This window comes from Bacillus sp. YH3-2-B2 (genome assembly GCF_053663335.1).
The window spans coordinates 642,053-668,036 of sequence record NZ_JBSJQE010000003.1 but is presented as its reverse complement, the minus strand read 5'-3'; the positions used below and the strand labels follow the sequence as shown (position 1 = coordinate 668,036).

The following is a 25,984-nucleotide window of genomic DNA, read 5'->3' as shown; positions in this document are numbered from 1 at the left end:
CCTCCATTATCATATTTTCCCGGATTGCGGCATACACCTTTAGTGACATCTAATTGTATGGATTAGATGAAAGGAGGATATGAACTTGCCGCATAATCACCGATTGCAATTTTCTGTTGAAGAATCAATCTGTTTCCAAAAAGGACAGGAAGTTTCTGAATTACTTTCGATTTCATTAGACCCTGACATCAGGGTGCAGGAAGTAAATGATTATGTCTCAATTAAAGGGTCATTAGAACTTACTGGCGAGTACAACATAGATCACAGCAGTCATTTTGAAAAGCTTAATAGTGAGCTGAGGCATGTAGAGGAAGTGAGGGCAAGGGAGGATGGCACGGCCGAGCTCATTCATTGTTTCCCGGTGGACATTACGATTCCGAAAAATAAAGTGAGCCACCTCAATGATGTTTTCGTATTTATTGATGCCTTTGATTATCAGCTGACGGATTCAAGGATCTTAACCATTCAAGCTGATTTGGCAATTGAAGGGCTGCTTGAGGAATCCGAGCCAAAAGAGCCGGAGATCCCTTTGTACGTGGCGCCTGAATTTGCCAGAGAAGAAATGATCAATCTTGCCGGACATCATTCAGAGGACGAAAATGAACCAGAATTAATGATACGCCATGAGCCTGAAATACCTTTGACTGTATCAGAAGAAGCAGCACAAGAAACAGAGAAAAACGAGGAAGAAATCCCGTCTTCACTCAGGCAGGAGGAAGAAGAACAGGAAGCAGCCCCGATTCTGAGGGAGCGGGAAGAAGAAGAGCAGGAAGCAGCCCCGATTCTGAGGGAGCGGGAAGAAGAAGAGCAGGAAGCAGCCCCGATTCTGAGGGAGCGGGAGGAAGAAGAGCAGGAAGCAGCCCCGATTATGAGGGAGCAGGAAGAAGAGCAGGAGACTGCCCCGATTTTGAGGGAGCGGGAAGAAGAAGAGCAGGAAGCAGCCCCGATTCTGAGGGAGCAGGAAGAAGAGCAGGAGACTGCCCCGATTTTGAGGGAGCGGGAAGAAGAAGAGCAGGAAGCAGCCCCGATTCTGAGGGAGCAGGAAGAAGAAGAGCAGGAAGCAGCCCCGATTCTGAGGGAGCAGGAAGAAGAGCAGGAAGCAGCTCCGATTCTGAGGGAGCAGGAAGAAGAGCAGGAAGCAGCCCCGATTATGAGGGAGCGGGAAGAAGAGCAGGAAGCAGTCCCGATTCTGAGGGAGCAGGAAGAAGAGCAGGAAGCAGCCCCGATTATGAGGGAGCAAGAAGAGGTGCCGAAACCTGTTTCCTTTACTGAGCCTCCTCCTCCCGTTTCCTTCCAGCACGAAGAAGAGCCGGAAGAAGCTGAGGAGCCTGCAATCATGTCAGCCGTGAGGAATGAACCCGTATTTGAGGATGATTCAGCAGAAGCGCAGGAAGAGCCAAAAGATGATATCGAACCGGTTTTCCCTGCATTCACTCTGACTCCGCATGCAGAAAAAACAAAAATTGCGGAACAGCCCTTCCTTCAAAAAGAAGAACAGCCAGAGGCCGAGCCGCTTCTCCGTCAGAGCGATCATAAGGCGGCAGAAGACGAAGATGAGCCTGCGGTTTTTCAAGAAGAGCAGGCGCCCGTTTATCGTGAGTTCGTTCCGGAACGGCAGGAAGAGGAGTTTTACAGCGCTCCTAAGCTGCTTGAAGAAGAGGCTCATGATGAAGAAGGGTTTGAAATTGAGGTAAGGAAGATGGCGCCGCCGGAGGAGGAAACCGGGAAGCCTCTCGATTTGTCTTTTCAGTTTTCCAAACTGCCGCCGGAGGAGCCGGCGCAAGCGGAACAGCCTGAGCCGCTTAAGCCTGAAAGAAAGAATGAAGAAGCGGCACCGGGAACCGAGCAGAAGGAAAATGACAACTCTCATTACTTGACAAAATTATTTACAAGGGAAGAAGAAAAGTTTTCAAGAATGAAAATTTGTATCGTGCAGCAGCAAGATACAATCGACCGGGTGTGTGAACGATATGACATTACATCCCAGCAGCTCATCCGAACGAATGCTTTATCGTTTGATGACGAGCTTGAGGAAGGTCAGCTTCTGTATATACCTGAATATAATAACAGCCATGTGTAAGCACAAAGAGGCCGTAAAAATGTGGTGAATGGAATGGAAGCAGTCCAATCAGTGCTTCAGGAATATGGGCTGACGGCTGAGTACATTGAGCCTGTCAGCCCGCATGTTTGGAAGGTCTACTCAAACTACGGCATTTTTGCTTTGAAACAGCTCAAGCCGGCCCGCAGCAGTGAATTTACGGATCTTATGATTGAGATTGAGGAGAAAGGCTACCGATCATTTGTGCCGATCTGCCGCACGTATGCAGGCGATTTTTTTGCGGGAAGACAGACGGAGAATTCTTATTATTTAATGCCTTGGCTTCAGTACGATCAGGAAGAAGAACGGGACCAAAAACATGTTTACCTTTTTAAAGAGGTCGCGAAGCTCCATTCTGCGACTGTGCGGGACATCCAAATCCGGACTGAAGATATCAGCCGCTTTTATGAAGCAACGAAAAGAGATTGGGAAAATGATAAACTTGTCTATGAACAATTCGCCGACCGGGCGGAAAAAGAGTGGTACCTTTCACCTTTTGAACTGCAGGCTGTTACGTATCTTACAGAAACGGTTTCCGCCGTCAATTTTGCTCTCGAACGTCTGGAAGAATGGTTTGACGCGGCAAAGGATCATGACAAGACGAGAGCGGTGATCAACCACGGCAGTTTATCGAGCCGCCACTTTCTGTATAATGATGCGGGATCAGGCTTTTTCACAAATTTCGAGAAAGCTGCGCTGGGCCCTCCGCAAAATGACCTGCTCAGCTTTTACTCCAGAATGTTCAGAAGCTATCCGAAAGCATGTCCGGAATGCCTGGACTGGTTTTATACGTATCACAAATCATTCCCGCTCCGTGAAGCGGAAATCAGCCTGTTTCTCAGCTATATGGCTTATCCGTCCGCCATGTACAAAGTGCTGAAACGGTATCAGACCGGCCAAAGGGGCTCTGAAAAAGAAGAATGCACGCAATTATTAAGAGCGTTTTGGCAGATGAAAAATGTTGAGCCTTTTCTCATGAAGGTTCATCAGATTGAGCGGGAGAAAAAAATAAAAGCGGAAAACGAGTCCTCTTCATAACGGGACTCGTTTTTTTATATCCATTCCAAATGCAGGGCGCACGCTAAAAACAGCAGGATGGCAAGCAGCAGGACATCAAAAGTCGTCGGAAAGAAAATCGTCCTGATCCCCTGAAAGATCGTAATCGGGATAATGACTTGCACGGATACAAGGCGGACCTGTCTGGCCCACTGGGGGAGCGAATAAGAATTGAATTTTTTTCTCACGGGCAATTCCTCCTCACATTCGCCTTTCTATGTATCGTATGTAAGGGGAAGAGCGGGGTGCATGCCCATTTATGTATGACGGCAGCGGTTTTTGGAAAAGATGATTGACGAATCAAAAACACTTTTACTATAATAAAGAACATAATAAATAAGATCATGAGCTGATATAAATACACCTGCTTTGAACGGGAAGAGTACAAGAAAGACGCATGAAGAGAGAGAAGCTACTGTGCTGAAAGGCTTCTTATGCCGTCTCATTGGAAGGTCGCCCGGGAGCATAATTTCTTGAACATACAGTAGAGAAATTCGGGCCGCACCCGTTATCCGTTTAAGTGCATGAACAAATCTGTTCATGAAAAAAGGTGGTACCGCGAAAGAGCTTTTCGTCCTTTATCAGGATGAAGGCTCTTTTTTAGTTGCTCAGCCATTTCTAAACATGCTGGAGGGTTATCATGGATACAAACGAACAAACAATGCCGACAAAATATGATCCGTCTGCGATTGAAAAAGGCCGCTATGATTTTTGGTTGAAAGGAAAATATTTTGAAGCGGGCGGCGATCAAACGAAACAGCCGTATTCTGTCGTCATTCCGCCGCCGAACGTGACGGGCAGGCTGCACCTCGGACATGCGTGGGATACGACGCTGCAAGATATCGTTACGCGTATGAAACGCATGCAGGGCTATGACGTGCTCTGGCTTCCGGGCATGGACCACGCCGGCATCGCCACTCAGGCAAAAGTCGAAGCGAAACTCCGCGAGCAGGGCACAAGCCGTTATGACCTCGGCCGTGAAAAGTTTTTAGAAGAAACGTGGAAGTGGAAAGAAGAGTATGCTGATTTCATCCGCAGCCAATGGGCCAAGATGGGACTCGGACTCGATTATTCACGCGAACGTTTCACTCTTGATGAAGGGCTGAACAAAGCCGTGCGTGAAGTATTCGTCAAGTTGTACGAGAAAGGCTTGATTTACAGAGGCGAATATATCATCAACTGGGACCCTGCCACAAAAACGGCTTTATCCGATATTGAAGTGATTTACAAAGACGTACAGGGCGCGTTTTATCATTTGCGCTACCCGTTAGCAGACGGCTCAGGCTCAATTGAAATCGCGACCACCCGTCCGGAAACGATGCTTGGCGACACTGCTGTCGCGGTTCATCCTGAAGATGAGCGCTACAAGCACTTAATCGGCAAAACGGTGATTCTGCCGATTACAAACCGCGAAATTCCGATCGTCGGCGATGATTATGTTGATATGGAATTCGGATCAGGCGCCGTTAAAATCACGCCTGCCCATGACCCGAATGACTTTGAACTCGGAAACCGCCACAATTTAGAGCGGATTCTCGTCATGAATGAAGACGGAACAATGAATGAAAAAGCGCTGCAATATAACGGCATGGACCGGTTTGAATGCCGCAAAAAACTCGTCAAAGATCTTCAGGAATCCGGCGTTCTCTTTAAAATCGAAGACCATATGCATTCCGTCGGCCACAGTGAGAGAAGCGGCGCTGTTGTTGAGCCGTACCTGTCCACACAATGGTTTGTCAAAATGCAGCCGCTGGCCGATGCTGCGGTTGACCTTCAGGCAAAAGAAGAGAAGGTTCACTTCGTTCCTGACCGGTTCGAGAAAACGTACCTGCACTGGATGGAAAACATCCGTGATTGGTGTATTTCCCGTCAGCTGTGGTGGGGCCACCGCATCCCGGCTTGGTATCATAAAGAAACAAAAGAAGTGTACGTCGGCCTTGAAGCGCCTGAGGACAGCGAAAATTGGGAACAGGATTCAGACGTGCTTGATACATGGTTCAGCTCCGCGCTTTGGCCGTTTTCTACAATGGGCTGGCCTGATGAAAACGCTGAAGACTTTAAGCGGTATTACTCAACCGATGTTCTTGTAACGGGATATGACATCATTTTCTTCTGGGTATCCCGGATGATTTTCCAAGGTCTTGAGTTTACCGGCGAGCGTCCGTTCAAAGACGTGCTGATTCACGGCTTAATCCGTGACGAGCAGGGCAGAAAAATGAGTAAATCCCTTGGGAACGGCGTGGACCCGATGGATGTCATCGACAAGTACGGAGCGGATTCCCTGCGCTATTTCCTGGCAACCGGAAGTTCACCGGGACAGGATCTCCGTTTCAGCTATGAAAAAGTGGAATCCACATGGAATTTCGCAAATAAAATTTGGAACGCCTCCCGTTTTGCATTAATGAACATGGACGGCATGACGTATGACGAGCTTGATCTGTCCGGTGAAAAATCAGTTGCTGATAAGTGGATCCTGACAAGACTGAATGAAACGATAGAAGACGTAACACAGCTTGCGGATCGTTATGAATTCGGTGAAGTCGGACGCCACCTGTACAACTTTATCTGGGACGATGTGTGCGACTGGTATATCGAAATGGCGAAGCTTCCGCTGTACGGGGAAGATGAAGCGGCGAAGAAAACAACCCGGTCTGTTCTGGCATACGTGCTTGACCAGACGATGCGTCTTCTTCACCCGTTTATGCCATTCTTAACGGAAGAAATCTGGCAGCACCTTCCTCATGAAGGCGAGTCAATCACGATCAGCTCTTGGCCGGTTCCGGTGCCGGAACATACGGATAAAGAGGCAGCGGCGGATATGAAACTGCTCGTAGAATTAATCCGTTCTGTCCGCAATATCCGGAGCGAAGTCAACACGCCGATGAGCAAGCAGGTTGAACTTTACATTAAAACATCTACCGAAGACATTGCCGGCCGCCTTGAGAAGAACCGTTCTTACGTTGAACGCTTCACGAATCCGAGCACGCTGAAAATCGGGACGGATATCACTGCGGCAGACAAGGCGATGACAGCGGTCGTCACCGGAGCGGAAGTCATTCTGCCGCTTGAAGGGCTGATTAACATTGATGAGGAGATCGCCCGTCTGCAAAAAGAATTCGACAAGCTGACAAAAGAAGTCGAACGCGTTCAGAAAAAACTCGGCAACGAAGGATTCATTAAAAAAGCTCCTGAGCATGTCATTGAAGAAGAACGCGGAAAAGAGAAAGACTACACGGCAAAACGCGAAGCTGTCCGGCAGCGGATTGCAGAGCTGAAAGGCTGATAAAACAGCGGGGCGGTTTCCTAAGAAACCGCCTTGTCGTATAAAAGAGGGGATTTCATTGTTTAATACGTACAAAGAAGCGATCAGCTGGATTCACGGCAGACTCAAGTTCGGCGTTAAGCCGGGCCTTCTCCGTATGGAAAAGCTGATGGAAAAACTGGAACACCCGGAAAAGAACATCCGCGCCATTCATGTGGCGGGCACAAACGGCAAAGGATCAACCGTCTCTTTTATCCGTTCCGTGCTTCAAGAAGCCGGTTATACGGTCGGCACGTTCACATCGCCTTACATGATTACGTTTAATGAGCGTATCAGCGTCAACGGCACGCCGATTACCGATGAGGAATGGAGAACGCTCGTTAATGACATAAAGCCGATAGTCGATGAGCTCGATAAGACTGATGCCGGAACGGTGACAGAATTTGAAATCATTACAGCGTGTGCATTTTTATATTTTGCGAAGCGGGCTGATATCGATTTTGTTATTTTTGAAGCGGGGCTCGGCGGCACATTTGATTCAACCAATATTGTGAAACCGCTCCTGTCGGTCATTACAAGTATCGGACATGACCATATGGCCATTTTAGGCAATACCATCGAGGAGATCGCCGGGCAGAAAGCCGGTATCATTAAAAATTCCATTCCGGTCATTACGGGTGTCAATCAGCCGGAAGCACTCGGCGTTATTGAAGCGGAAGCCGAAAAAAAGCAGGCTCCGTATCAGTCACTTTATAAAACGTGCAGACTGTTTAATGAAGCGGCGCTTCCGTCCGGCGAAAGCTTTTCGCTGGAAACAGAAACGAAATGCTATGAAGACATTCAAACGTCGCTGATCGGCATTCACCAAAGGCAGAATGCGGCATTGGCGATATTGGCCGCTGAATGGCTGAATCGCCTGGAAGCCGCAGTCATTTCAGAAGAAGCGATGCGAAACGGCCTGAAAAAAGCTTCCTGGCCGGGCCGGTTTGAACGTCTTCAAAGCCGCCCTTTAGTGTTTGCGGACGGCGCGCATAACGAAGAGGGCGTTGAAACGCTGACAGAAACGATCAGGCAGCGCTTTGCCGATAAAAACGTCCATGTCGTATTCAGCGCATTAAAAGACAAACCGTATCAGGAAATGATTAAAAAGCTTGAAACCGAAGCAGATTCCATTCACTTTGTATCATTTGACTTTCCGCGTGCTTCAAGCGCCGAAGCTCTTTACAATGCAAGCAGTCATGCGTCTAAGAGCTTCGATGAGAACCCGGACAGTGTGAAAGAATGGATAGAACAAAAAGACGGGGCGGATGATGTCATCATCATTACCGGCTCCTTATATTTTATTTCAGAAATGAGAAAGCGGCTTATCTGAAAGCCCCTCGGATGCCCGGCAGACCATTTTCCGGTTTTGCCGGGTGTTTTTATGCTGAAAATATATTTTCAGCCATTTCAGTCATGGTGTTTTTCTTTGCTATAATCTGAGCCAGATTGATAGTAAAGGTGTGGTCTGAGTGCTTTTGATTCTGTTTTTTCTCGGCTTGATTTTCGGTTCTTTTTTTTATACAGCAGCGTGCCGTATCCCGCTTCGAATCTCGGTTATTTCGCCGCGTTCAGCCTGCTCGTTCTGCGGCTTGCCGCTCTCCTGGGGGGAGCTTGTGCCCGTCGTCTCCTATATTCTGCAAAGAGGCAGATGCAGAAACTGCCGTGCGAAGCTGTCGGTTATGTATCCGGCGGCGGAATGCTGGACGGCGTGTTTATTCACGGCTGCAGGCATTCATTTCGGTTTCTCAAAAGAACTGTTAGTCGCGCTGTTATTTCTGTCTCTGCTCATGATTGTTACTATGACGGATCTGCAATATATGCTGATTCCTGACAAAGTTCTGCTGTTTTTTCTTCCGCTTTTCATCGCCGGCCGTATGTTTTCTCCGCTGGATTCATGGTATGCGGGGTTTGCCGGAGCTGTTTGCGGATTTTTTCTGCTAGTTTTTATCATGTTTGTCAGTAAAGGAGGCATCGGCGCAGGTGATGTGAAACTGTTTGGGGTGATCGGCCTGACGCTCGGCGTGAAGCTCGTGCTCATTGCATTCTTTCTTTCCGTTATGATCGGAGCCGTATACGGTATGTGCGCCGCAGCCCGGGGCAGGCTTGGTAAAAAGCAGCCATTTCCGTTTGCGCCGGCCATCTCAGCCGGGAGCGCTTTGAGTTATTTATACGGTGAAGAGCTGTTTTCGTTTTACATCAAGCTCGCTTCAGGCGGGGCTTGAAAAATTTGGCGAACGTTTTTTGGACAAGACGACAAAAGTCTTGTTCTTTTTTTTTACGCCTATGCTAAAGTGTGAACCATGATCAGTTCAAGGTACGGCCAAGACGAATGCAAGGGGGAAGAGACGTTGAAAAAAAGGAAGAGCAAAAAGCACAGCAAAGCTAAAAACAGTGCCCTTAAAGTAACCATTAACGGACAAGAAGAAACGATGTATGGACAAGAAGATGTGAATGAAGGCGGGGAGAAAACCGTCACATTTTCCAATTGGGAAGAAACAAAAAAGGCGGAACAGGAGACCGCCGCTTCCCATGAAGATCCGAAAGAAGAAGATTTCAATTGGGATCATGAGAAGAATTCTGAGGTATTTGAAGATGACCCTAAAGTCGTTCCGCCATACCAGAAGAAAAAAACAGGCCCTCATTTTCCGAAAAAAAAGCAGCCGTCTTCTCCAGTTAAAAAAGCGGTCACGACAATTGCCGTTGCGGCTGTTTTAGGCACCGGGCTCGGCCTTGTCGCCTTAAATATGTCGGGAAGTAAAGAAGCCTCCGCTCCGGCATCAGCTGACAAAGGTTCACAAGGGCAGACGGTGAAAGCGGGAGATGTTTCTAAAGACAAATCTGAAACAGCCGGCACAGGAGATGCGGAATCTTCAGTGGGAAACTATAAAACATATGCGGTGCAGGCCGGAAAATTTTCATCAGAAAAAGGAGCGCAAACGCTTGTTGACCAGCTGACTGAAAAAGGATACTCGGCCGTCTCTCTGGCAAAAGAAGACGGATACACATACGTGATCGCCGGGCTTGCAGCGGAAAAAAGCTTATCACAGCAATTGGGTCAGACACTGATAGACCATGATTTTGAGGCTTGGGGCGGAAAAGAGCTCAGCTTTGCGGTCGATTCAGGGCTGGAAGACTCTTTTAAACAGGCATCTGAGCTCTCCGCCAAAGCGATTACCGGCAAAGATCTTTCAAAAACGGAAGTGGCTGAAGCGGCAAAAGCGGCAGACGGCGCAGACGCCGCTGACAAAAAGCAGAAGGAGGCCGTGCTTCAAGCGCTGAAAGAGCTGGAAACGTCGGGGGCAGAATCCGGCTGGAAAGCCCAAAAAGAGCTTTTAAGTGTTGTAAAATAGTATCTCATTTCCCGTCATCCGGCGGGATTTTTTATTTTGTCATCAAAAAGTTATTTTTCTGAAATTGTGGTTGCCCGTTTGATTTGGTAGGATAGACAAGTATCTTTTTTTCTTAAGCAAACCCTGAAAGGATGACAACCATGACAAAACGCTTAATACTCGCATCACAATCTCCGCGAAGAAAAGAACTCCTTAATCTTCTTCAGATTCCTTACAGCATTATTGCGAGCCGCACAGAAGAAAAATTAAATCGAAACCTTTCGCCGGAAGAAAACGTCCAATGTTTGGCCGAGCAAAAAGCCGGTGCTGTATTGGCCGAAAATCCCGATGCAGTCGTTATCGGGGCTGACACGATGGTGTGCATAGACGGCGAGTGCCTCGGCAAACCGCGTGACAGGGAAGAAGCGGCACAGATGCTGCGGAGGCTTTCCGGCCGAAGCCATCAAGTCATTACGGCGGTCAGCATTCAGACGCATGACCGGAAAGAAACATTCTGTGACACGACGGAAGTGACGTTTTGGCCGCTCAGTGAAGACGACATACAGCTCTACATTGAAACAAAAGAACCGATGGATAAAGCAGGTGCATACGGCATCCAAGGAAAAGGCGCGCTTTTAGTGAAAAAAATAGACGGTGATTTTTATTCTGTCGTCGGGCTTCCTGTCGCTAAAACAATGAGAGCCTTGAAAGAATTTAATATAAAAGCTTGATGTTCAAACCGGGAAGGGGAACAAGGAGGGGTTGATCATCCGTGATCTGCCGTTAAAATTAAGAGATTTCCCCGAAAAAGAAAAACCGAGAGAGCGGCTTCTGCACTTTGGAGCTGAACATCTCTCTAACAATGAATTGCTCGCCATCCTGCTGCGGACGGGAACGAAACATGAGTCCGTCATGAACCTCGCTCACCGGCTGTTGCGGACGTTTGACGGGCTGCGCCTGTTAAAAGGCGCCTCTGCCCAGGAGCTTTCCAGCATTCCGGGAATCGGCACGGTGAAAGCCGTTCAGATTCTTGCCGCAATTGAGCTGGGGAGCCGTATTCATAAGACATCCGCCGGGGAGCATTGCGTCATCCGCTCTCCGGAAGACGGGGCGAAGTATGTGATGGAGGATATGCGCTTTTTATCCCAGGAGCATTTTGTCTGTTTATATTTAAATACCAAAAATCAAGTCATTCATAAACGCACCGTTTTTATCGGAAGTCTGAATTCATCTATTGTCCACCCGCGGGAGGTGTTTAAAGAAGCTTTCAAACGATCCGCCGCGTCCTTCATTTGCGTTCATAATCATCCTTCAGGAGATCCTACACCGAGCAGGGAAGATATAGAGGTAACCAGGCGGCTTTTTGAGTGCGGAAATTTAATCGGCATCGAGCTGCTGGATCATTTGGTCATTGGTGATAAAAAATTTGTGAGTTTAAAGGAAAAAGGATATTTGTAACACTTTTTTTTTCGTTGATTTAAGATATAATAGATTTTATGAGTTTTTCCCTTTAGGGTATTTTTGCTTTAAGAAAGGAAGATACATACATATGTTCGGAATTGGTACAAGAGACCTTGGTATAGATTTGGGAACCGCGAATACGCTTGTGTTTGTTAAAGGTAAAGGAATCGTAGTGAGAGAGCCGTCTGTCGTTGCTCTGCAAACGGATACGAAGTCAATCGTTGCGGTCGGTAACGATGCGAAAAACATGATCGGAAGAACTCCGGGCAACGTGGTTGCGCTCCGTCCGATGAAAGACGGCGTTATCGCTGACTATGAAACAACTGCGACAATGATGAAATACTACATTAATCAGGCTGTGAAAAATAAAGGATTGTTTGCGAGAAAGCCGTACGTTATGGTGTGTGTGCCGTCAGGTATTACGGCCGTTGAAGAACGGGCGGTCATCGACGCGACAAGACAAGCGGGCGCACGTGACGCTTATCCGATTGAAGAACCGTTTGCGGCAGCAATCGGCGCGAATCTTCCGGTATGGGAGCCGACGGGCAGCATGGTCGTTGATATCGGCGGCGGAACAACTGAAGTGGCGATCATTTCTTTAGGCGGCATTGTCACGTCCCAGTCAATCCGCGTAGCCGGTGACGAAATGGACGACTCAATCATCAGCTATATCAGAAAAACATATAATCTGATGATCGGTGACCGTACGGCGGAAGCCATTAAAATGGAAATCGGTTCAGCCGAAACCGGTGAAGAAAATGCGTCAATGGAAATCCGCGGCCGCGATCTTCTGACAGGTCTGCCGAAAACGATCGAAATCACGGGAACGGAAATTGCAAATGCACTGCGTGATACAGTTCTCTCAATCGTTGATGCGGTGAAGAGCACGCTTGAAAAAACACCGCCTGAGCTGGCCGCTGACATTATGGACAGAGGTATTGTATTAACAGGGGGAGGCGCCCTGCTCCGCAATCTCGACAAAGTCATCAGCGACGAAACGAAAATGCCTGTTCTTATCGCTGAAGATCCGCTGGATTGTGTTGCGATCGGCACTGGAAAAGCACTGGAGCACATCCATCTTTTCAAAGGAAAAACAAGATAATCAGGAGTTAAATAGAAGAGGTGTATCACGATGCCGAACAAACGGTTAATGCTATTACTTCTGTGTATTATCATATTGGTGGCTATGATTGGATTCTCGCTGAAGAACGGCCGTAATACCACCTGGCCTGAAAAGCTGATCGGTGATACGACGGGAGTATTTCAAAACATTTTTCACACGCCTGCCGAATATTTTGCAGGGTTCTTCGGGGACATAAAAGACCTGAAAAACACGTACAAAGAAAACGAACGCTTAAGACAAAAGCTGGACGGACAGACACAATATGAAGCGAAGCTCCAAGAACTCAAAGATGAAAACAAGAAGCTGCGTGATGAACTCGGGCATGTCAAATCAATTTCCGACTATGATCCGATTTTAGCGACCGTTATCGCCAGAAACCCTGATCAATGGTACAAGCAGATCATGATCAATAAGGGAACGAAGCACAAAGTGGCCAAAGACATGGCTGTCACGAACGAAAAGGGTGCGCTGGTCGGGAAGATCAAAAGCAGCGGACTCAACAGTTTCACATCCGCCGTTCAGCTGCTGAGCGATGTTGACCGCAATAACAGAGTGGCCACCAAAATCTCCGGCAAAAAGGGAAGCAAAGGCTACGGTTTAATTGAAGGGTATGATAAAAAGAAACAGACCCTGAAAATGACCATCCTTGAACCGGATGAAAAACGTGAAGTGAAAAAAGGCGACCTCGTGGAGACCTCCGGAACGGGCGGCGTATTTCCTCAAGGGCTGACGGTCGGCGAAGTGACCGATGTAGAATCAGATGCTTACGGCCTGACGAAAATCGCTTACGTGAAACCGGCTGCCGACTTGTACGATCTTGACCATGTCATCGTCGTGAACCGAAGCGTAGCAACAGGGGAGGAAGGATCGTGAAACGTTTCCTTCTCCCTTTGATTATGATTTTGGTCTTTTGTGCGGAAAGCATCTATACCGATCTGGTGCGTTTTCCTTTCGTTTCCGTCGAGCAGCAGGTCGTTCCGCATTTTCTTTTGCTTGCGCTGATTTTTATGTCGGCTTATATCAACCAAAAGCATGCGGTGATCTACGGTTTCATTTTCGGATTTCTTTATGACATCAATTATACGGGTGTTTTAGGCGTTTATATGTTTGGTTTTGCCGGATTATGCTATCTGGCGGCCAAAGCGTTTAAAGTGCTGCAGACAAACGCCCTGATGGTCATTCTGGTCGCGGTGCTGAGCGTATGTGTGCTTGAATTTTACGTCTACGGCATTCAGACGTTAATCCGCAGCGGCACTATGACGTTTAACGATTTTGTCATTCAGCGGTTCTTGCCGACCGCTTTGCTGAATATCGCGGGAGCCGTTATATTAGTCCTGCCCTTCAGGCTGTTTTATATAAGTCTGAAGAAAGAATTAAGAGATGAGTAAAAAGGATTTTATCTTTTTTTGACGAAAAGAGTATGTTGTTGAGGTGAACATTGATGAAGACCAAAAAGCAGCAATATGTAACAATAAAAGGAACAAAAAACGGCTTAACATTGCATCTGGATGATGCGTGTTCTTTTGATGAGCTTCTCGATGGTCTTCAAAACATGCTGTCGATTGAACAATATACTGATGGCAAAGGCCAAAAAATCAGTGTTCATATTAAACTCGGGCATCGGTATCTGTATCAGGAACAGGCAGAGCAGCTGACTGATCTGATAGCGTCAAAGAAAGATTTAGTCGTGCATTCAATTGACAGTGAAGTCATCGCCAAAGAAGAAGCGCAGCGGATGAAAGAGGAGCAGGAAATTGTTTCGGTTTCCAAAATCGTCCGTTCGGGCCAGGTGCTTCACGTGACGGGAGATTTGCTTTTAATCGGAGATGTGAATCCCGGCGGTACGATCAGAGCCGGAGGAAATATATTTGTTCTCGGTTCATTAAAAGGGATTGCCCACGCGGGTTATAACGGAAATAACCGGGCTGTGATCGCCGCATCCGAAATGATGCCGACACAATTGAGGATCAATCACGTGTTAAATCGCTCCCCAGACCACATTCAAAAAGGGAACGACATGGAATGTGCTTATTTAGATACTGACGGAAATATGGTCATTGAACGCCTTCAGCAATTGGCTCATTTAAGACCTGATCTAACAAGGCTTGAGGGAGGAATGTGAAATTGGGTGAGGCTATCGTAATAACTTCGGGAAAAGGCGGAGTAGGTAAAACAACAACATCTGCAAACCTCGGTACCGCCTTAGCCATTTTAGGGAAGCGCGTCTGTTTGGTAGACACAGATATCGGACTGCGCAACCTTGATGTCGTAATGGGTCTTGAAAACAGAATTATTTACGACTTAGTAGATGTAATTGAAGGCAGATGCAAGACGCATCAGGCGCTTGTCAAAGACAAACGTTTTGATGATCTGCTTCATTTAATGCCGGCTGCCCAGACAAGCGACAAGACGGCTGTTGTCCCTGAGCAGATCAAATTGCTTGTGCAGGAGCTTAAGCAGGAATTTGATTATGTCATTATTGATTGTCCGGCCGGAATTGAACAAGGCTATAAAAATGCCGTCTCCGGAGCTGATAAGGCGATTGTTGTGACGACGCCGGAAATATCAGCGGTGCGGGACGCTGACCGCATTATCGGACTTTTGGAGCAGGAAGATATCGAACCGCCGCGCCTTATCGTGAACCGCATCAGAAATCACCTGGTGAAAAACGGTGACACGATGGATGTGGATGAAGTTGTTCATCATCTGTCTATTGATCTCCTCGGAATCGTTGCTGACGATGATGAAGTGATCAGGGCTTCAAATATCGGCGAACCGATTGCCATGAATTCCAAAAACCGCGCCAGCATTGCGTACCGCAATATCGCCCGGCGCATTTTAGGAGAATCCGTTCCTTTGCAGGTGCTTGAAGAGCAGCAAAAAGGGATGATGGCGAAAATCAAGTCATTTTTCGGCGTGCGTTCATAATATATACCAGAATACAAAGATCTGATGAAGCCCAGCTTATCAGGTCTTTTTTGTTTTTTAAGAGCGCATATTTGCAATGGACAAGACATAGGATGTACAAACCCAACGATTGCAAAGGATGATGGCGATGAGTCACAGAGCTGATGAAATTAGAAAAAGACTGGCCAAAAGAAGAAAACAGCGGCCTGAATCAAAACGGACTTTCGTTCAAAACGCTCAAACGCAGAATTTTCCCGCGTGGCAGATGGTCAAGGAGCAGGAAAAGCACAAGCTTCTTCCGGACTACGAATATCAAACGGAACACCCGCCCGAATTTAACGGGCGGCATCCATTGATCAGCGCTCATTCTATTATTTTAAAATGCCTGCTGGCCGCCTGTCTCGTACTGATCTCCGCTATTGCCTATAAAACTGACAAACAGCCGCTGAGTCAGATCAAACCGGCAATCGCACAAACCTTTCAAAAAGAATTTCAGTTTGCTGCCGTAAGCAATTGGTTCGTATCTTCCTTCGGAAACCCGCTCGCTTTTCTTACGCCGGGAACGAAAAAGAAGGACGGTCAGGTGGCGGTCAGTCAGGATATGGCCGTTCCTGCCGCGGGGAAAATCCAGCAGGACTTTCAAAATAACGGAGAGGGCGTCGTCGTCGAAACCGCCAGTGAAGCCATTGACAGCGTAAAAGAAGGCTACATTATGGAAGTGAGCAAAGATAAAAAAACAGGGCTGACGGTGAAGGTGCAGCACGCCGACAATACAAGCAGCATTTACGGCAGGCTAAAAGATGTTAACGTTTCATTGTACGACTTTGTCGATAAAGGGAAAAAGATCGGTTCGATCAAGCTCAACGATAAAAGTAAAGGCCAGTACTATTTCGCGATCCAGGATGGCGATAAATTCATAGATCCGATCCAGGTGATCACATTTGATGAATAAATGGCTCATCCTCCTTTTTAAAATTCATGTCCATCCTTTTCTTTGGATTATTATGGGGCTCGGTCTTATGACGGGGCACATCAAAGCGCTGCTGTGTCTTTTGCTGGTCGTATCCGTTCATGAGCTGGGGCATGCTGCTCTGGCTGTGTTTTTTTCGTGGCGCATTAAACGCATCTTTCTGCTGCCTTTCGGCGGGACGGTTGAGGTGGAGGAGCACGGAAACCGGCCGCTAAAAGAGGAATTCGCGGTCATTTTGGCGGGCCCGCTTCAGCATGTGTGGCTTCAGGCGGCAGCCTGGCTCTTTTTCATGTCAGGCTTTGCAAGTGAGCAGACATTTGAGATGTTTACCTTTTATAATCTCTCCATTCTTTTCATCAATCTTTTGCCGATCTGGCCGCTTGACGGCGGCAAGTTCGTGTTTTTATACTTCTCTAAACAAATGGCTTTTCAAAAAGCGCATCTCCTCAGCCTGCAGACATCGGCCGTTTCCGCGCTTTTGCTCTGCTGCTGGATTGTGCTGGCCGTCCCCCTTCAGGTCAGCGCATGGGTGCTGTTCGTCTTTCTCGCCGCTTCTTTATGGGATGAATACCGGAAGCGGCATTATATTCAGCTGAGGTTTCTTTTGGAGAGATACTACGGCAAAAACCGAGATGTCACCATGCTGCATCCTTTGACGGTCGCGGCCGATGCCAAAGTAAAGCATGTCATGGCCGAATTCAAACGGGGATGCAAGCACCCCATTATCATTGAAAAAGCCGGCGAAAAGCTCAGCCAGCTCGATGAAAATGAAGTGCTTCATGCGTATTTTGCCGATAAACGGACAGATTCCTCTATGGAAGACCTGCTGCTGCCTTACTAGAAATAGATTGACATATCCTTTTGGTTCTGATATATTTTTTAATGTTATGGATGTAGCACCAATGCTACAACCGCTCGGGACAGGTGATAAGAGCTTTAAAGCCCCCTGTTGCTGGCGAGTCTTAGTCTAATAGGAGGTGCAGAGAATGTACGCAATCATTAAAACAGGCGGAAAACAAATCAAAGTTGAAGAAGGTCAAACTGTTTACATCGAAAAACTTGCTGCTGAAGCAGGTGAAACAGTGACGTTTGAAGACGTATTGTTTGTTGGCGGAGACAGCGTGAAAGTCGGCAACCCAACAGTTGCAGGCGCGACAGTTACAGCTAAAGTTGAAAAACAAGGCCGTGCGAAAAAAATCACTGTTTTCCGTTACAAGCCAAAGAAAAATGTTCATAAAAAACAAGGTCATCGTCAGCCTTATACTAAATTGACAATCGAAAAAATCAACGCGTAAGCATGATTGAGGCAACAATTCGAAGATCTCGGAATGACGGGGGCATTTTGTCCTTTGAAATGACGGGACATGCCGATTTTGCTGAACATGGACGAGATCTCGTTTGCGCCGGGGTCACGGCTGTCGTTTTCGGAGCGGTCAATGCGGTTATCGCGCTGGCTTCTCTCGAACCGATTCTTGATATAGGCGAGGACGGGGGTTATTTCTACTTTGAATTCCCTGAAGCCGCTGATCAGGAAGCTTTGCAAAAAGCGCAGCTGCTGATTGAAGGCATGATTGTTTCTCTTGAAACGATCGAGCGGGATTACAGTGAACACTTACGGTTGACTGCAAACCAAATATAGGAGGTGAGTTACATGCTTAGATTAGATCTTCAGTTTTTCGCTTCTAAAAAAGGTGTAGGTTCTACAAAGAACGGACGTGACTCTGAATCTAAACGTTTAGGCGCTAAACGTGCAGACGGTCAATTCGTAACAGGCGGATCTATCCTTTACCGTCAACGCGGAACGAAAATCTACCCAGGTGAAAACGTGGGCCGCGGAGGAGATGACACTCTTTTTGCTAAAATCGACGGAACTGTTAAATTCGAACGTTTCGGCCGTGACCGCAAAAAAGTGAGCGTATATCCTGTAGCTCAATAATGACACAAAAAACTCCGGTCGTTGACTGGAGTTTTTTTTGCAGTAAGCGGAGTAACATCAAGAATGAAAAGCAGAGGATGCGTGAGTGAACCCCGCCTTGAATGAGGACATCAGCTTCTCATACCCACTGGATATGTTCCCCAAGCAGTGATACCAAAAATGTTTCTGCCTGGCATCCGCATTGTATGCGATCCGAAAAAGGAACATGATGAACCAGGAAAAACAAGTGTTTTTTTAACAAAGCCTTCTCTGTTATAATTCATAGTACACACTTATCAAGACTCCTAAAAAGAAATTAAACGATTGGGAGTGCGAAAATGAAGGATGTATCGAAGAAACAAGAAGAACCTGTAAGCGATGCGGCTCTGATCAATGAACTGATCCAATTAATGGGCCATTTCCGTCATGATTGGATGAATAAGCTGCAGCTGATAAAAGGAAACTTAAGTTTGCAGAAGTATGACAGGGTCGTTGAAATAATCGACGAAATGGTCATAGATGCAAAGCACGAGTCAAAGCTCTCAAACCTGAAAACCCCGCACTTGGCGTTTGACTTTCTGACATTTAATTGGAAGTCCCGTTATATGAGGCTCGAATACGAAGTGCTCGGAGAAATTAAAGATTTATCGGCATATGATCAAAAGCTGTCGAACCTGATGAGAAAACTGTTTCATCTGTTCGGTCTGGCGGTAAGCAATGAAAGTGAAAATCATCTGACCGTATCGCTGCAGACGGATCACCCTGACAGACAGCTTATTGTATATCTCGATTTTCATGGAACGATTGCAAATGCAGATGTGTTTGATGAATTTCGCAAATCGCGGTATGAGGACTTTGATGTCATGCAATTTGAGCTGACCGGCCATGAATGTGTGGCCGAAATTGGAATGAACTAGCGGTTTTTTACGGTTTAGAACGGAGGATATTATGTTTGTAGATCAGGTGAAAGTATATGTAAAAGGCGGCGACGGCGGTAACGGAATGGTTGCGTTCCGCCGTGAAAAATATGTGCCGAAAGGCGGGCCTGCCGGCGGTGACGGAGGTAATGGAGGCGACGTCGTTTTTGAGGTTGATGAAGGACTGCGCACGCTCATGGACTTCCGGTACCAGCGCCATTTCAAAGCGATACGCGGCGAGCACGGCATGTCTAAAAACCAGCACGGCAGAAATGCGGACGATATGGTTGTTAAAGTTCCGCCCGGCACAGTCGTAACGGATGACGATACAAAACAGGTCATTGCCGATCTGACTGAGCACGGACAGCGCGCCGTCATCGCAAAAGGCGGACGCGGCGGACGCGGAAATACCCGCTTTGCGACCCCGGCCAACCCGGCACCGCAGCTGTCAGAGCACGGAGAGCCCGGAAAAGAGCGCTATATCGTGCTTGAACTGAAAGTGCTTGCAGACGTAGGTCTCGTCGGCTTCCCGAGCGTCGGAAAATCTACGCTTCTGTCTGTCGTTTCATCGGCAAAGCCGAAAATCGCCGATTATCATTTTACAACGCTTGTTCCGAATCTGGGCATGGTGGAAACGGATGACGGAAGAAGCTTCGTCATGGCGGATCTGCCCGGTTTGATTGAAGGAGCGCACGAAGGAGTCGGCTTAGGCCACCAATTTCTCCGCCATATCGAACGGACGCGCGTCATCGTTCACGTTATTGACATGTCAGCGATGGAAGGCCGTGATCCGTATGAGGATTATGTGACCATTAATCAGGAGCTCAGTGAATATAATCTGCGGCTGACGGAGCGTCCGCAAATTATCGTTGCGAATAAAATGGACATGCCCGAAGCGGCTGAAAATCTTAAAGCGTTTAAAGAAAAGCTTCAGGATGACCATCCTGTCTTCCCGATCAGCGCGGTGACGAGAGAAGGGCTCCGCGATCTTCTGTTTGAAGTCGCCAACCAGCTGGAAACAACGCCTGAATTCCCGCTGTATGATGAAGAAGAACTGGCGGAAAACCGCGTAATGTACACGATGGAAGATGAAGAAATTCCATTTGACATTACCCGTGATCCGGACGGCGCGTTTGTGCTTTCAGGTGACAGTCTGGAACGCCTCTTTAAAATGACTGACTTCTCCCGTGACGAATCCGTCAAGCGTTTTGCAAGACAGATGCGCGGTATGGGCGTTGATGAAGCACTCAGAGAACGCGGTGCTAAAGACGGCGATATCATCCGGCTGCTGGAATTTGAATTTGAATTTATTGATTAAAAAAATGGAGAGCTTGCAATGCAGGCTCTCTGATGTAAAAGGGAGGGGTGCAGGTGAAAGAAGAGACATTTTATTTAGTGCGTGAAGACGTTCTGCCTGATGCGATGCGGAAAACCCTTGAAGTCAAAAAGCTGCTCGACAGAAAAAAGGCTGAATCGGTTGCAGATGCCGTGCAGAAAGTTGATTTAAGCAGAAGCGCTTTTTACAAATACCGAGATGCGGTTTTCCCTTTTTACACGATGGTTAAAGAACAAATAATCACACTTTTCTTTCATTTGGAGGATCGGTCAGGCGCGTTATCCCAGCTTTTGCAGGCGGTGGCTGACTCAGGAAGCAACGTGCTTTCCATTCACCAGACGATTCCGCTTCAGGGCAGGGCGAATGTCACGCTCTCAATCAGTACGTCCGCAATGGAAGAAAACATTCATACGTTAATGAATAAACTGAGAAAATTTGATTTTATAGAAAAAGTTGAGATCTTAGGGTCAGGCGCGTAAGGAGAGAAGAGACATGAAAGTCGGTTATTTAGGGCCAGAAGCCACATTTACACATCTAGCAGTCAGTTCCTGCTTTCAAAACAGCGTGACACAAGCACCTTATCAAACAATACCGGCATGCATGGATGCGGCGGTTGCGGGAGAAGTTGATCTTGCATTTGTTCCTTTGGAAAACGCGCTGGAGGGCTCGGTTAACTTAACGATTGACTACTTGATTCATGAGCAGCCTCTTGCGATCGTGGGGGAAATGACGCTGCCGATTCACCAGCATCTGCTCGTTCACCCTTCGAGAGAAAATGAGTGGAAAAAGCTTGAGAAAATTTATTCTCATTCCCATGCGATTGCGCAATGTCACAAATTTCTTCACCGGCATTTTTCGTCCGTTCCTTATGAGTATGCGAAGTCAACAGGTGCGGCTGCCAAGTATGTCAGTGAGCATTCGGACCTTCCGATCGGCGTGATTGCAAATGAAATGGCGGCCGCTACATACGGATTGAGCATCGTGAAGCGGGATATTCAGGATTATCAGGACAACCACACGAGATTTGTCATTCTTTCGCCTGAAAAAGACGTCTCATTCGAAGTGAATGCGAAACTGTCTTCACGGCCGAAAACGACGATGATGGTAACGCTTCCCCAAGATGACCAATCAGGCGCGCTGCACAGGGTGCTGTCCGCTTTTTCATGGAGAAACCTGAATTTATCAAAGATCGAATCGCGCCCGACAAAAACGGGTCTCGGCAACTATTTCTTTATTATTGATATTGAACAGGCGATGGATCAGGTTCTCATTCCCGGTGCCGTTCAAGAGATGGAAGCCCTCGGCTGCCGGGTCAAGCTTCTGGGAACATATCAATCCTATTCGATATAAAAAAAGCCCTTCAGGGGGCTTTTTTTTTAATCTTTTATTAAAATACCCGCGTCGTCCAGCGCTTGGCAGGCTTGGTCAATCCGCTCTTTTGTCGGGGCGCTTAACGTATGGAGATGCACGCCTCCGGTCAGCTGTGAAAGGTAAGCGGCATTTGTCGAGTTAATGTGATCCATGAATTGTTTGACTTCTTTCCGTGTGCTGACTCTTATGGCGGCGGTTAAATCGCCGTATACGGGGTGTTCAATAATGACGTCCTTTATGGTGACGCCTTCATCGACAATGAGTTCAAGCTCTTCTTCCGTCCGCTCCGGGCCGTGCAGACAGGCGACAATCCGTTCGGCGTTTTTTTCGCCGCCGGCATTCATGCTGATGTATAAATAGCCTTGGCTCGTCGCGATAATCGGTTCGCTTTTTGCTTTCAAGAGCGATATGTCCTGCACGATCACCTGTCTTGAAACATTTGCTTTTTTGGCCAATTCGCCTCCTGTTAATGGCGAGCCGGCTTCTTTCAGCCAATGAAGCAGCATGTCGCGTCTTTTCGCCCCAGTAAGCTTCGTTCCTTCTGTCAAATTGCTGATTCTCCTTTCTTTTGCTCCCATAGCGCCGTAAATGTATGTATCAGCATATCGAGCTGTTCACATGTTGTTTCGTTTCCGAATGAGATCCGGAAAAACTGCCGCGCTTCCCGTTCGGTTTTTCTCAGCGCCTTCATAGCTGAAGAAGGGCCGTGGCTGCCGGCGGAACATGCGCTCCCGGTTGAGATGCAAATATCGTTACGATTACATTCTAACATAATATATTGTCCTTCAAAGGAGTGAAAAAAACACCCGACAATGTGGGGCAGGCATTCACCGCCGGTTTCTTCCTCTGAAAATGAAATGGGGAGGCCTTGACGCCGAATTTGGTCATACAAATAATTCCTCAGCCTGTCAGCATGCTCACGGTGTTCCTCCATATGTTTCACTGCGTACTCCGCAGCAGCGGTAAAAGCGCCGATGGCCGGCACATTCACCGTACCGGGCCTGAACCCGTTTTCATGCACGGTATGCGGATAAACCGGATTCCAGCTGACACCGGGCCGAATGTAAACAGCCCCGGTGCCTTTCGGGCCGTATACTTTATGACCGGAGACGGAAAGGGCGTCGATTCCCGCCTGATCCGCATCAATCGGCAGTTTGCCGAAACTTTGAACACAATCGCAATGCAGCAAAATGTTTCTCTGGTGAAGAAAAGCGGCCAGACGATTCACAGGCTGGATGAGGCCGGTTTCTGAATTGGCGTGCTGTATGGAAACGAGCCCCGTGTCAGGACGGATATGAGCCGCCAGTATGTCCTCGGTTATAAGGCCGTTTTCGTCGGGATATATGATGGTGACATCAATTCCCCGGTCAGCCAAAAACGCCGCGGCATTATGGATCGAGTGGTGTTCCATTGCGGTCGTAATAAAATGTTTTTTGTGGTCGGGCAGACCGTACAGCAATGATTGGACGGCCAAGATGTTCGCTTCCGTTCCGCCGCTTGTAAAGTAAATGCCGTCTGCCGCTCCGCCGATCAATTTTCCTGCAGAATGTCTGCAATATTCCAGCACGTCCGCCGCTCTTCCTCCGGCGTCATGAAGGCTGCTTGCATTGCCGTATACCTCTGTGCTGAGATGCTGAAAGACTTTCGCGGCTTCTTTGTTTAAAGGCGTTCCCGCCGCGTAATCAAGATAAATCATACAGCCCGTCTCCTATCCGTTTATGTTAAAAAAAGCTTGAGTTTATTTTATCGTTGTGTAAATATAGGTGTCAAGACAGTTGTAAATATAATAGGAGGGTGATGTATGTCTGAAAAAACAATTATCGTCATTGGTACGGGGACGGCGGCCCTTGCCTGTGCTTCCTCATTTCCTCCGTCATACCAAGTAACCGTCATCACAAAGAGAAACGTAACGAACAGCAATTCGCATTATGCTCAAGGCGGGATTGCTGTTTCATACGCAAAAGATGACTCGATAGAATCCCATGTGAACGATACACTGTATGCGGGATGCGGACACAATGACGTGACAGCCGTGCGGCATTTGCTGCAAAGCGGACAGAGCATGATAAACAGGCTGATAGAAGGCCATTTCCCTTTTGATACGAAGTCGGACGGAACGTTTTGTCTCGGCAGGGAAGGCGCTCATTCCAAAAGGAGGATTCTGCACGCCGGGGGAGATGCGACCGGACGGATGCTGGTTGAGTTTCTGGTTCGGCAGCTGAGGGACGGCATTCGGATCATTGAACACGAGACGGTTGTTGATCTGCTGATTGAACACGGGCGATGCGCAGGCGTTGCCGTAAAGGATGCTTCAGGCGCCGTTTCTTACAGAAGAGCGGATTGTGTAGTGCTTGCTTCAGGCGGCTGCGGCAGTCTGTACCAATATCACACAAATGATTCCGCCATAACGGGAGACGGCATCGCTCTTGCCTTCCGCGCGGGTGCTGAGATCACGGATATGGAGTTCACCCAATTCCACCCGACCCTCCTTGTGAAAAACGGGACTGTGTACGGTCTGATTTCTGAAGCAGTGAGAGGAGAAGGCGGATATTTAGCGGATCGCTTCGGGCGCAGGATCATGGCTGACAGACACGCGCTTGAAGATTTGGCGCCCCGGGATGTGGTTTCACGGGCGATTTATGAAGAAATGATGAAAGAAAATCCTGTTTTTATAAATTGCAGCCGAATAGCCGATTTTAACAAACGTTTTCCGACCATAACAGAAATTTGTCAAACAGCCGGCGTTGATCTTGAAAGCGGGATTCCTGTAGCACCCGGAATGCATTTTTTAATGGGCGGAGTAAAAGCCGATACATGGGGGAAAACGTCCGTGCCTGATTTGTACGCTATAGGCGAGACCGCCTGCACAGGCTTGCACGGGGCGAACCGCCTTGCGAGCAACTCACTGCTGGAAGCGCTGGCAAGCGGGCAACGATGTGCTGAACATATCATTCAAACACCGTTAAACGGAAGATATAAAAAAACCCCGAAGAAAACTGATGTCATCTTACAAGTGCCGGACACAACGCTTCATGTCCTTCAAGCCAAAATGACAACCGGAGCGGGCATCGTCAGGGAAAAAGAAAACCTGCAGGCGCTGGCATCCTGGCTTAACAACGTATCTGTGCGTCATATGAATGTGAAGGATATCACAATGGAACAAGCCGAGCTATCCTGCCTATGGAAGACTGCGCAATTTGTTGTGACCTCAGCCCTTATTCGGGAAGAAAGCAGAGGCGCTCATTTTCGCACTGATTTTCCCGGGACGGAGAAAGAGTGGCACGGAAAACAAATCATTCATTCAACATCTGGAACAGTTATCAGAAAAAACGAAAGGATTGGGGAACTATGGACATTCTGCAGCTGAAACAAATGCTGACTCATTTTTTTCAGGAAGATATCGGAACGGGTGATGCGACGTCACAAGCGATTTTTTCTGATCAGCAATGTAAAGCGCGGATCATCGCAAAAACAGACGGCGTGTTTGCCGGAGAAGACGTTATCCGTGAAGGATGGAAGCTTTTACACGATGATATCCGCATCCGCTCCCTGAAAAAAGACGGAGAACGGATGAAAAGAGGAGACGTGCTCGCTGAAATGGAAGGCCGGGCGGCAGCTCTTCTTACGGGGGAGCGGGTCATTTTGAATCTCATACAAAGAATGTCAGGCATTGCGACCATGACGGATGAGGCCAAAAGGCGTCTTGATGATCCGTCCATCAAGCTTTGTGATACGAGAAAAACGACACCCGGGCTCAGAATGCTGGAAAAATACGCTGTTCGCATCGGAGGCGGCTTTAATCATCGCTTCGGCTTATATGACGGCATCATGATTAAAGATAATCATATTGCCGCCTGCGGATCGATAAAGGCAGCTGTGGAGCGGGCAAGAAAAACGGCGGGGCAGATGCTTGCGGTGGAAGTCGAAATCGAATCCGAACAGCAGCTGCTCGAGGCAATAGAAGCGGGCGCAGACATTATTATGTTTGACAACTGTCCGCCTGAGTCCGTCCGGCGTTTTGCAGGCATGACACCGGGTCATATCAAAACGGAAGCATCCGGAGGCATAACGCTCGATACATTGCCCGCTTATAAAGGGACGGGCGTCCAATATATTTCACTCGGATTTCTGACTCATTCAGTAAAAAGCGCCGACATCAGCATGGATGTTGAGGCTGCGGAACAGGGGGATTTTTAA

General features: G+C 47.8%; 27 protein-coding genes and 2 other annotated features. Of the genes, 24 read left to right on the top strand and 3 right to left on the bottom strand.

All coding sequences use genetic code 11. From position 1 onward, the window contains the following. Nucleotides 1–85 precede the first annotated feature (85 nt). Together ACWJJX_RS13535 and ysxE are read left to right on the top strand one after the other, a co-directional pair. Nucleotides 86–2,080 (top strand): LysM peptidoglycan-binding domain-containing protein, encoded by a 1,995-nt coding sequence (locus tag ACWJJX_RS13535; RefSeq protein ID WP_454023035.1) that lies wholly within the window; start codon nucleotides 86–88, stop codon nucleotides 2,078–2,080. A gap of 33 nt (nucleotides 2,081–2,113) precedes the next feature. Further along, entirely contained in the window at nucleotides 2,114–3,136 is a 1,023-nt protein-coding gene (gene ysxE, locus ACWJJX_RS13530) for a spore coat protein YsxE (RefSeq protein WP_070082724.1), read from the top strand. Nucleotides 3,137–3,150: 14 nt separating this feature from the next. On the opposite strand, the gene ACWJJX_RS13525 is transcribed toward ysxE, so the two are convergent. Then, nucleotides 3,151–3,342 (bottom strand): hypothetical protein, encoded by a 192-nt coding sequence (locus ACWJJX_RS13525; RefSeq protein WP_003152639.1) that lies wholly within the window; start codon nucleotides 3,340–3,342, stop codon nucleotides 3,151–3,153. Nucleotides 3,343–3,514: 172 nt separating this feature from the next. Continuing rightward, nucleotides 3,515–3,736, top strand: a binding site (T-box leader). 58 nt (nucleotides 3,737–3,794) lie between these two features. Between ACWJJX_RS13525 and ACWJJX_RS13520 the strand changes: the two genes are divergently transcribed. The 20 genes from ACWJJX_RS13520 (at nucleotide 3,795) to pheA (ending at nucleotide 21,766) form a co-directional block, all read left to right on the top strand. Next, complete coding sequence (locus tag ACWJJX_RS13520) at nucleotides 3,795–6,437, top strand: valine--tRNA ligase (RefSeq protein ID WP_070082171.1); 2,643 nt, start codon at nucleotides 3,795–3,797, stop codon at nucleotides 6,435–6,437. Between the two features lie 58 nt (nucleotides 6,438–6,495). Then, nucleotides 6,496–7,788 (top strand): bifunctional folylpolyglutamate synthase/dihydrofolate synthase, encoded by a 1,293-nt coding sequence (locus ACWJJX_RS13515; protein ID WP_070082170.1) that lies wholly within the window; start codon nucleotides 6,496–6,498, stop codon nucleotides 7,786–7,788. A gap of 139 nt (nucleotides 7,789–7,927) precedes the next feature. Then, the gene (locus tag ACWJJX_RS13510) at nucleotides 7,928–8,680 is read left to right on the top strand and encodes a prepilin peptidase (RefSeq protein WP_060674737.1); all 753 of its coding nucleotides are present in this window, start codon (nucleotides 7,928–7,930) and stop codon (nucleotides 8,678–8,680) included. 126 nt (nucleotides 8,681–8,806) lie between these two features. Next, entirely contained in the window at nucleotides 8,807–9,808 is a 1,002-nt protein-coding gene (locus ACWJJX_RS13505; protein ID WP_454023034.1) for an SPOR domain-containing protein, read from the top strand. A gap of 140 nt (nucleotides 9,809–9,948) precedes the next feature. Continuing rightward, the gene (locus ACWJJX_RS13500; RefSeq protein WP_070082167.1) at nucleotides 9,949–10,518 is read left to right on the top strand and encodes a Maf family protein; all 570 of its coding nucleotides are present in this window, start codon (nucleotides 9,949–9,951) and stop codon (nucleotides 10,516–10,518) included. Nucleotides 10,519–10,549: 31 nt separating this feature from the next. Further along, nucleotides 10,550–11,245 carry a RadC family protein gene (gene radC / locus ACWJJX_RS13495; RefSeq protein ID WP_007408165.1) on the top strand — a complete coding sequence of 232 codons (696 nt, stop codon included), beginning with the start codon at nucleotides 10,550–10,552 and terminating at the stop codon, nucleotides 11,243–11,245. A gap of 91 nt (nucleotides 11,246–11,336) precedes the next feature. Then, entirely contained in the window at nucleotides 11,337–12,350 is a 1,014-nt protein-coding gene (gene mreB / locus ACWJJX_RS13490) for a cell shape-determining protein MreB (RefSeq protein ID WP_003152647.1), read from the top strand. Nucleotides 12,351–12,380: 30 nt separating this feature from the next. Next, nucleotides 12,381–13,244: a rod shape-determining protein MreC gene (gene mreC / locus ACWJJX_RS13485; protein ID WP_003152649.1), complete on the top strand. Its 864-nt coding sequence runs from the start codon at nucleotides 12,381–12,383 to the stop codon at nucleotides 13,242–13,244. Then, nucleotides 13,241–13,759: a rod shape-determining protein MreD gene (gene mreD / locus ACWJJX_RS13480; RefSeq protein WP_003152650.1), complete on the top strand. Its 519-nt coding sequence runs from the start codon at nucleotides 13,241–13,243 to the stop codon at nucleotides 13,757–13,759. The genes mreC and mreD overlap by 4 nt, the downstream gene beginning before the upstream one ends. Before the next feature lie 53 nt (nucleotides 13,760–13,812). Continuing rightward, nucleotides 13,813–14,493, top strand: coding sequence for a septum site-determining protein MinC (gene minC / locus ACWJJX_RS13475; protein WP_003152653.1), 681 nt, complete (start codon nucleotides 13,813–13,815; stop codon nucleotides 14,491–14,493). A gap of 2 nt (nucleotides 14,494–14,495) precedes the next feature. Further along, a complete protein-coding gene (gene minD / locus ACWJJX_RS13470) occupies nucleotides 14,496–15,299 on the top strand; it encodes a septum site-determining protein MinD (RefSeq protein ID WP_060674730.1) in 804 nt (267 codons plus the stop codon). Between the two features lie 127 nt (nucleotides 15,300–15,426). Then, nucleotides 15,427–16,230, top strand: a complete 804-nt coding sequence (locus ACWJJX_RS13465; protein WP_071391546.1) for a M23 family metallopeptidase — start codon at nucleotides 15,427–15,429, stop codon at nucleotides 16,228–16,230. Beyond that, nucleotides 16,223–17,089 carry a M50 family metallopeptidase gene (locus ACWJJX_RS13460; protein ID WP_454023033.1) on the top strand — a complete coding sequence of 289 codons (867 nt, stop codon included), beginning with the start codon at nucleotides 16,223–16,225 and terminating at the stop codon, nucleotides 17,087–17,089. Before ACWJJX_RS13465 ends, ACWJJX_RS13460 begins: the two co-directional genes overlap by 8 nt. Before the next feature lie 58 nt (nucleotides 17,090–17,147). After that, nucleotides 17,148–17,221 (top strand) — a sequence feature (ribosomal protein L21 leader region). 13 nt (nucleotides 17,222–17,234) lie between these two features. Continuing rightward, nucleotides 17,235–17,543 (top strand): 50S ribosomal protein L21, encoded by a 309-nt coding sequence (gene rplU / locus ACWJJX_RS13455; RefSeq protein WP_003152660.1) that lies wholly within the window; start codon nucleotides 17,235–17,237, stop codon nucleotides 17,541–17,543. A gap of 2 nt (nucleotides 17,544–17,545) precedes the next feature. Continuing rightward, nucleotides 17,546–17,887, top strand: coding sequence for a ribosomal-processing cysteine protease Prp (locus ACWJJX_RS13450; RefSeq protein WP_032868745.1), 342 nt, complete (start codon nucleotides 17,546–17,548; stop codon nucleotides 17,885–17,887). A gap of 12 nt (nucleotides 17,888–17,899) precedes the next feature. Then, nucleotides 17,900–18,184: a 50S ribosomal protein L27 gene (gene rpmA, locus ACWJJX_RS13445; RefSeq protein WP_003152662.1), complete on the top strand. Its 285-nt coding sequence runs from the start codon at nucleotides 17,900–17,902 to the stop codon at nucleotides 18,182–18,184. 317 nt (nucleotides 18,185–18,501) lie between these two features. Further along, on the top strand, nucleotides 18,502–19,080 hold the full coding sequence (locus ACWJJX_RS13440; RefSeq protein ID WP_003152664.1) for a sporulation initiation phosphotransferase B: 579 nt from the start codon (nucleotides 18,502–18,504) through the stop codon (nucleotides 19,078–19,080). Nucleotides 19,081–19,111: 31 nt separating this feature from the next. Beyond that, complete coding sequence (gene obgE / locus ACWJJX_RS13435; protein ID WP_003152665.1) at nucleotides 19,112–20,398, top strand: GTPase ObgE; 1,287 nt, start codon at nucleotides 19,112–19,114, stop codon at nucleotides 20,396–20,398. A gap of 53 nt (nucleotides 20,399–20,451) precedes the next feature. Next, entirely contained in the window at nucleotides 20,452–20,895 is a 444-nt protein-coding gene (gene thrR, locus ACWJJX_RS13430) for a transcriptional regulator ThrR (RefSeq protein WP_007408173.1), read from the top strand. A 13-nt stretch (nucleotides 20,896–20,908) separates the two neighbouring features. Continuing rightward, complete coding sequence (gene pheA / locus ACWJJX_RS13425) at nucleotides 20,909–21,766, top strand: prephenate dehydratase (RefSeq protein ID WP_003152668.1); 858 nt, start codon at nucleotides 20,909–20,911, stop codon at nucleotides 21,764–21,766. Between the two features lie 26 nt (nucleotides 21,767–21,792). Here pheA and ACWJJX_RS13420 read toward each other — a convergent pair whose 3' ends face one another. Together ACWJJX_RS13420 and ACWJJX_RS13415 are read right to left on the bottom strand one after the other, a co-directional pair. Next, entirely contained in the window at nucleotides 21,793–22,335 is a 543-nt protein-coding gene (locus ACWJJX_RS13420; protein ID WP_014305508.1) for a transcription repressor NadR, read from the bottom strand. Continuing rightward, on the bottom strand, nucleotides 22,332–23,483 hold the full coding sequence (locus tag ACWJJX_RS13415) for an IscS subfamily cysteine desulfurase (RefSeq protein ID WP_454023032.1): 1,152 nt from the start codon (nucleotides 23,481–23,483) through the stop codon (nucleotides 22,332–22,334). The genes ACWJJX_RS13420 and ACWJJX_RS13415 overlap by 4 nt, the downstream gene beginning before the upstream one ends. 105 nt (nucleotides 23,484–23,588) lie before the next feature. Here ACWJJX_RS13415 and nadB point away from each other — a divergent pair, with 105 nt between their 5' ends. Next, the gene (nadB, locus tag ACWJJX_RS13410) at nucleotides 23,589–25,154 is read left to right on the top strand and encodes an L-aspartate oxidase (protein ID WP_454023031.1); all 1,566 of its coding nucleotides are present in this window, start codon (nucleotides 23,589–23,591) and stop codon (nucleotides 25,152–25,154) included. Next, the gene (gene nadC / locus ACWJJX_RS13405) at nucleotides 25,136–25,984 is read left to right on the top strand and encodes a carboxylating nicotinate-nucleotide diphosphorylase (RefSeq protein WP_060674721.1); all 849 of its coding nucleotides are present in this window, start codon (nucleotides 25,136–25,138) and stop codon (nucleotides 25,982–25,984) included. The genes nadB and nadC overlap by 19 nt, the downstream gene beginning before the upstream one ends.